The organism is Dietzia timorensis (genome assembly GCF_020742175.1).
Classification (GTDB): Bacteria; Actinomycetota; Actinomycetes; order Mycobacteriales; family Mycobacteriaceae; genus Dietzia; species Dietzia timorensis_A.
Map to the genome: position 1 here is coordinate 1 of NZ_DYXM01000182.1, position 6,072 is coordinate 6,072.

The window sequence follows — 6,072 nt, forward strand, 5'->3', positions numbered from 1 at the left end:
TGGTTGTCGAAGAACAGCGCGATCCGCTCGCCGGCGCCGAGACGCCCGAGGTAGTCGATGTAATAGCCCTTGAGGTAGGCGAGGTTCAGGCGGTAGTCGTCCCAGCGCACACGCCCGGGTTCGTCGAGGACGTCGAAGTTGAACGTCAGGTCGAGCGCGCGCGGTTCGTGCGCCGTCAGCAAGCGGCCCATCTCCACCCCGACGCCGGGCGTCTCCCCGACCATTACGCCGACCGAGTCCTGGGGCAACGGGTCGCCGAGGCTTCCGTCCGCGCGTCGCTCCCGCACGGTGGATGACGCCGGAGGATCCGCGTCCGCGCGCGTGAATCCGTTTCGGCGTAGCTCGGACAGGTACGCGTGCAGGTGCGGCCCGAAGAAGTAGTGCTCGACCCCGGTGAACCCGATGAGCTTCCCGATCCCCGGGTTGCCACCAGGCAGGCCGGTCCGCTTGGAGATGTAGTTGATGACGTCGAGGCGAAATCCGTCGATACCCCGCCCGCGCCACCAGCGGACGATGTCGGCGACCTCCGCGCGGACCGCCGGGGCGTCCCAGTCGAGGTCCATTTGCGAGGGCGCGAACAGGTGGAGCGTCCACCGCCCCGCCTCCGGGATCCAGCGCCATGCGCTGCCCCCGAAGAACGAGGTCCAATTGTTGGGCGGTTCGCTGGGCGGGTTGCCGGACGTGCCGGGGCCGCCGCGCAGGAAGTAGTAGTCGCCGTACGGTCCGTCCGGATCCTCGCAGGCGGCGCGGAACCACGGGTGTTCAGCGGAAGTGTGGTTGACCACGAGATCCAGGATGATGCGCATCCCGCGGTCGTGGCAGCCGGCGATGAGAGCGTCGAGGTCGGCGAGGGTGCCGAATTCGGCGGCGACGGCGCGGTAGTCGCGGATGTCGTAGCCGGCGTCGTCGCCCGGGGAGTCGAAGATCGGCGAGAGCCAGAGGCAGTCGACGCCGAGGGCCGCCAGGTAATCGAGGCGGGAGGTGATACCAGGGATATCGCCGACGCCGTCGGCGTTCGAGTCCACGAAGGAGCGCGGATAGACCTGGTAGAACACGGCCGAATGCCACCACGGCGCCGGTCCGTCGACGGATGCGTGCGTGTCGTTCTCGGTGGGCAGCCGCGGCGCCGGGGTTCCCGGATGGTCGCCGAGGAGTTGCAGCAGCGAGTCCGCGAAGCCGGGGCCAAGCACAGGCCGGGCGAGGAGCGCTACCGCCCGCAGCGGGAGTCGGCGGATGAGCGGATTGTCCACCCAGCGGCGGTCGCGGCCGAGCTGGAGGAGCAACTTGTCGATGGCGTCGCGCCCGACGGGGTGGGCGTAGATTTCGCCGATGCTCGGATTGCTATTCATCGCCGCCCGCTCTCTCTCGCTCGCGCAAATCGGCGACGATCGTCGCGTAGGTGTCCTCGTCGAGAACGTACTTGCGCCGGACCATGATCCAGCTGGCGACGATGCCGAGGACGGGCACGCCGAACATCGCGAATTTGAACAGTGCGATGCCGCCGGAGTCGAGGTCCGCAGGCCCGTCGGCCTCGTTGATTCCGGAGACGATGAGCGTGAGCCCGACGATGCCACTCGCCGCGGCGCTCGCCGCTTTGTAGAGGAACGGCTGGAGGGAGAAGGTGACGGATTCGTTGCGGCGGCCGAGTTTCCACTGCCCGTATTCGACGCAGTCGGCGATGAACAACATGATGAGCAGCTGGATGTAGGCCTGCGCGAAGAAGATCGCGACCCCGGCGACGCCGATGATCACGATCGACGTACCTGCGGAGGCGAAGAGAATGTACCCGGCAGCGCATGGCACCGAGGCGAGGGTGAAGACCCGCCGGCGGCTGAGCCGCGCCGCGACGAAAGGGAACGATACCAGTCCCGCGATCTGCGTGACTCCGAGGATCGCCGCGAAGACCGCGTACATACCCTCGTCGCCGTATATATAGGTGAAGTAGTAGAGGCCGAACCCGGCGGTTGCGGTGAATCCGGTCATGAACAGGAACATCGCGGCGGTGACCCACAGGAGCTGGTCGTTACGCGCGATGACGGCGAAGAGCTCGGATAGCCGGGTGGGCGGCGGCGAGTCGGTGCCTACGCGTTGGCGCGTCGCGACGAGCGTGATCGCCTGGAACGCGAGCATGATCGCGCTGATGGCGACGGCGAATACGAGCCACGCGCGGGTCGCCGAGCCGAGCGCGTCTTCCAGCGCGCCCGTGATCGGGACGATGCCAATGACCACGGAGAACATGCCGATATTCGCGCATAGGCGGGCGACGACGCCGATCTTCTCGCGCTCGGTCTGGTTCCGCGAGAGCGCCGGGACCATGCCGTAATACGAGATGTCGTTGACCGTGTAGGCGATCTCCCACACGAGGTAGCAGGCGGTGAACGCAATGACGAACGCGGCACCTTCGAGGCCGAAGTCCGTGAACAGAAGCGCCGTGCCGAGCGCCCACGCGACCGCGCCGCTCGCGATCCACGGCTTGAACTTGCCGAAGCGGCTGCGGGTGTTGTCGACGATGAGCCCCATCACCGGGTCGTTGACGGCATCGAACACGCGCAGCACGACGAGCACGACCGTGACGGCGGCGAGCGTGGAATTCGTGAGGTCGAGGACCTCGGTGAGGTAGACCATGAGGAACATCGTGACCATCGCGGCCACCATGTCGCGGCCGAGGGTTCCCAGCCCGAAGCCCCAGGTGTTGCGCCGTGAGAGCGGCTCATCCTGGTCAGCCACATGCCGTGATTCCTTGGCCACGAGTGCCAGTGTGCCCCACGATGCCTACGCAGTTGCATGTTTAGCCACAAACGATTAGCCCATAGCGCCCTGAATCTCGCGTCGGATTCTCCCTTCACGGATTCTCATCTACATAAGTAGAAGCAGATTGTTCTCGATTTCCGCAGCTTTAAAATTAAGTGTTTGCCTACGGCAACTCTTGAAATATAACGATTCGGAAGTACCTATTTTCAATTCCCTTGTGGTCTGTTTACGTGTTCACCGCGAAGCCAAGATCCAGTTTCGTCGCGTTCGACCTCTCGGTAGCGCGGACAGCTATTCAAGGCGCGAAAGGCCACCTATGACCTTTGCTCGGAAAACAGCCACCACGATCATGATTGCCGCATTGGCCGTACCCCTCGGCGCCGGTGCAGCCACAGCGCAAGCAGCACCCGCGCCAGCAGCATCCTCGAACGCCGTCTCCAACTATTCCGACACCGTCGATATCGACGAAAAGACACTTTCGGCGCTAAACGAGGCGCGCAAGTCCGACGATTTGCCCGCACTCCCGTCTGACACCGCAACTCTCGAGCTGAGCAATGACGGGACAGTGAAGGCCAAGGACTCCAGCGGCAAGTCGATCGCTGTTGAAGATAATCCCACGGACTTCACCGAACCTCAGCAGCCCGGCAAGCAAGGCGCTGAGCTCCGCGCCGAAGGTGGCGATTCGGTCATCAAGAATGCAGCCCAGGCGGTCGCAGGCTGCGCTGGCGGCGTGATCGGATACGACGCGATCCTGGAGATTCTCGAGCGCAGGGTGTCGTATTGGACGTTCGTCAAGTGGCTTGGCGGAAAGATCGGCTGGGGTCTCGCGGTTTCGTGCGTTTCCGGCGGCGTGTCCGCGGCCATGGGCTGGTAGCCGTGTTCTTTCTCGTCGCACTGCTAGTAGCCGTCGCGTGGAGCGGGGCCCCGATATTCTGGGGCGCCACTCCATATTCATGGACTGCAATCTCCCAAGGCCTCGTATTCGGGCTAATCGTGGCGAGTATCGTGACCGCTCGTGGGCGGCGAGGCTGGCACCGAATCGGCAGAACACTCGCTCGACGCCCCCGGTACGACTCCCAGTAAGACTCGAGAAACACGCCTGACTAGTGCGGCCATTCCCATTGAAATGGCCGCACTTTTCTTGCATCGCAGCCGTGAAAGAAGACGGATCGCAATCGATTCTTGGCGGCCATCCACGTTGTCGTAAAACTGGAATGCTCGGCCACAATAGAACCTCAGACACCTCGATACGACGTCTTCAATCAACACCGGACCACAAGATCTGCCGGATCAGCTCTTGCTCACATGTGGATCATTGTCTGCGAATAATGATTTCTCGTGCCCACGCGACTGAACTTTTTGCGGAGAGATCGGCACTTCCGTGGGCGTTTCGACCTCTACACCTGTTTCGCCCGATTCTTCACGGGACGACAGGGTGTTGCCGACGGTCGCGGCGATGACCGCCGCGACCGCGAGCCACTGCAGCGGGGTGAGCGCCTGGCTGAGGACGATCCAGCCGACGATCGCGGCGAATACGGGTTCGAGGCTCATGAGCACACCGAATACAGGGCGCGGCAGGCGGCGAAGCGCGAGGAACTCCAGCGAGTACGGAACCAATGAACCGAGCACGCCGGTGAGCAGCGCCGGCCAGAGCAGGTCGGGCGACGTGAGGATGGCTTGGGCGCCGGAGAAGCCGGGGATCGCGTTAACCGCGGCACCGATGGCGAAAGCCACCGCGAGGCCGCCCATTCCCGGCACCGTGTTGGACGCCTTCGCCCCGGCGAGGATGTAGCACGCCCACATCGCGGCCGCGCACAACACGAATCCGACGCCCATGGGATCGAGGGCGTCCGACGTCATGAATGAATTGAGCCCGAGGAGGCCGATGCCGGTGAGCGCCAGGAGGACCCAGCCGATGTCCGCGATGCGGCGCGAGAGTGCGGCCGCGAGGAGAAGCGGGCCGAGGAATTCGATGGTGACGGCGACGCCGAGCGGAAGGCGGGCGATGGCGGCGTAGAAGAAGCCGTTCATCGCGCCGAGGGTGACGCCGAGGAGCGCGACCGAAAGCCACGTTTGGCGATCCCACGTGCGGATGGATGGGCGGGATAGCGCGAGGAGGATGAGCGCGGCGACGGCAAGGCGCACGGCGGTGACGCCCCAGGAACTCGCATGCGGGAACAGCCCGTGGGCCACCGAGGCGCCGAGCTGGAGCGAGAAACACGAGCCGACGAGTAGGAGGACGCCGGTGCCGCGTTGGGGGTTCGCGAGTGAGGTTGCTGCCATGACACCCAGTGTCGTTCCGCGCGATCGGTTAGTCTAGCGACAGTTTATAGAAGATATTTGTCAGTTCTACTTACATATTTTGGTGAGCTAATGGATCTGGATCTCACGCGGCTGAGGATGCTCCTCGAGCTGCAGCAGCGCGGAACGGTGACGCGGGTGGCCGAGGTGCTTTCGTACTCGCACTCGGCAGTGTCGCAGCAGCTCAAGACGCTCGAGCGCGACACCGGCTTCCCGCTGCTCGAACGCGCCGGGCGCAATGTGCGGCTCACGACACAGGGGCAGGTTCTCGCCGATTACGCTGGGCGGATCTTTGCACTCGCCGACGAGGCCGAGGCGGCAATGGCGAACTCTACAGATGAAGTGCGCGGGACTTTGCGTGTGGCGGGCTTCCAGACCGTGCTCGCTGCCGCAACGCCGTCGGCGCTCGACGCGCTGAGCGCGCGGCACCCGGACCTTCGGGTGGAACTGACGCAGCGCGATATCGAGGAGGGGGTCAAGGGCCTCGCCTCGCGCGGCTTCGACGTGGTAATCGGCGAGGACTACCCCGGAGTTCCACAGGTGCCGACCGAGGGGTTCGACGTCGAGGTGCTGTGGCAGGACACGATGCACCTGCTCTTTCCCCGGAAGGGACCGTATTCTGAGTTAACGCGCGGTCTCGACGCGCTGCGCGAGGCGCCGCTCGCAGTGGATCCGGAGGCGCACGTAATGGGCCGCTGGGTACGTGACCTGTGCCGTAGCGCCGGGTTCGAGCCGTCGGTGCGGTATTCGACTCCGGACCCGTTCCTCCAGATCCACCTCGTGCGTGGTGGGCATGCGCTCGCGTTGGCACCGCAGCTGATCATTCGGGACGGGGTGGATGGCGTGGACGTGATCGACCTTCCCGGCCCGCCAAGGCGAACGCTGTGGACGGCGGTGCGCGCGGGAGCCGAGACGCATCCGGCCGTCATGGCATTCCGACAGGCGCTCGCCGGGCAGCGGCCGACGGGATGACTGCGATTTTCGACGTCATACTCACATACAGCTTGTGTTAAGCGTGAT

At 64.6% G+C, this 6,072-nt stretch carries 5 protein-coding genes; 2 read left to right on the forward strand and 3 right to left on the reverse strand.

Going from position 1 to position 6,072, the window contains the following annotated elements; genetic code table 11:
• Both K8V11_RS09520 and K8V11_RS09525 read right to left on the reverse strand, forming a co-directional pair.
• Positions 1 to 1,349, reverse strand: a 1,349-nt coding sequence (locus tag K8V11_RS09520; protein WP_303913245.1) for an alpha-amylase family glycosyl hydrolase, incomplete at its 3' end; no start/stop codon positions are given.
• The gene (locus tag K8V11_RS09525; RefSeq protein WP_303913247.1) at positions 1,342 to 2,727 is read right to left on the reverse strand and encodes a glycoside-pentoside-hexuronide (GPH):cation symporter; all 1,386 of its coding nucleotides are present in this window, start codon (positions 2,725 to 2,727) and stop codon (positions 1,342 to 1,344) included. The genes K8V11_RS09520 and K8V11_RS09525, both read right to left, overlap by 8 nt.
• A 385-nt stretch (positions 2,728 to 3,112) precedes the next feature.
• Here K8V11_RS09525 and K8V11_RS09530 point away from each other — a divergent pair, with 385 nt between their 5' ends.
• Positions 3,113 to 3,625 (forward strand): hypothetical protein, encoded by a 513-nt coding sequence (locus tag K8V11_RS09530; RefSeq protein WP_303913250.1) that lies wholly within the window; start codon positions 3,113 to 3,115, stop codon positions 3,623 to 3,625.
• 416 nt (positions 3,626 to 4,041) lie between these two features.
• On the opposite strand, the gene K8V11_RS09535 is transcribed toward K8V11_RS09530, so the two are convergent.
• On the reverse strand, positions 4,042 to 5,034 hold the full coding sequence (locus tag K8V11_RS09535) for a DMT family transporter (RefSeq protein WP_303913252.1): 993 nt from the start codon (positions 5,032 to 5,034) through the stop codon (positions 4,042 to 4,044).
• Between the two features lie 90 nt (positions 5,035 to 5,124).
• On the opposite strand from K8V11_RS09535, the gene K8V11_RS09540 reads away from it, so the two are divergent.
• The gene (locus K8V11_RS09540; protein ID WP_303913255.1) at positions 5,125 to 6,024 is read left to right on the forward strand and encodes a LysR family transcriptional regulator; all 900 of its coding nucleotides are present in this window, start codon (positions 5,125 to 5,127) and stop codon (positions 6,022 to 6,024) included.
• The last annotated feature ends 48 nt before the right edge of the window (positions 6,025 to 6,072 follow it).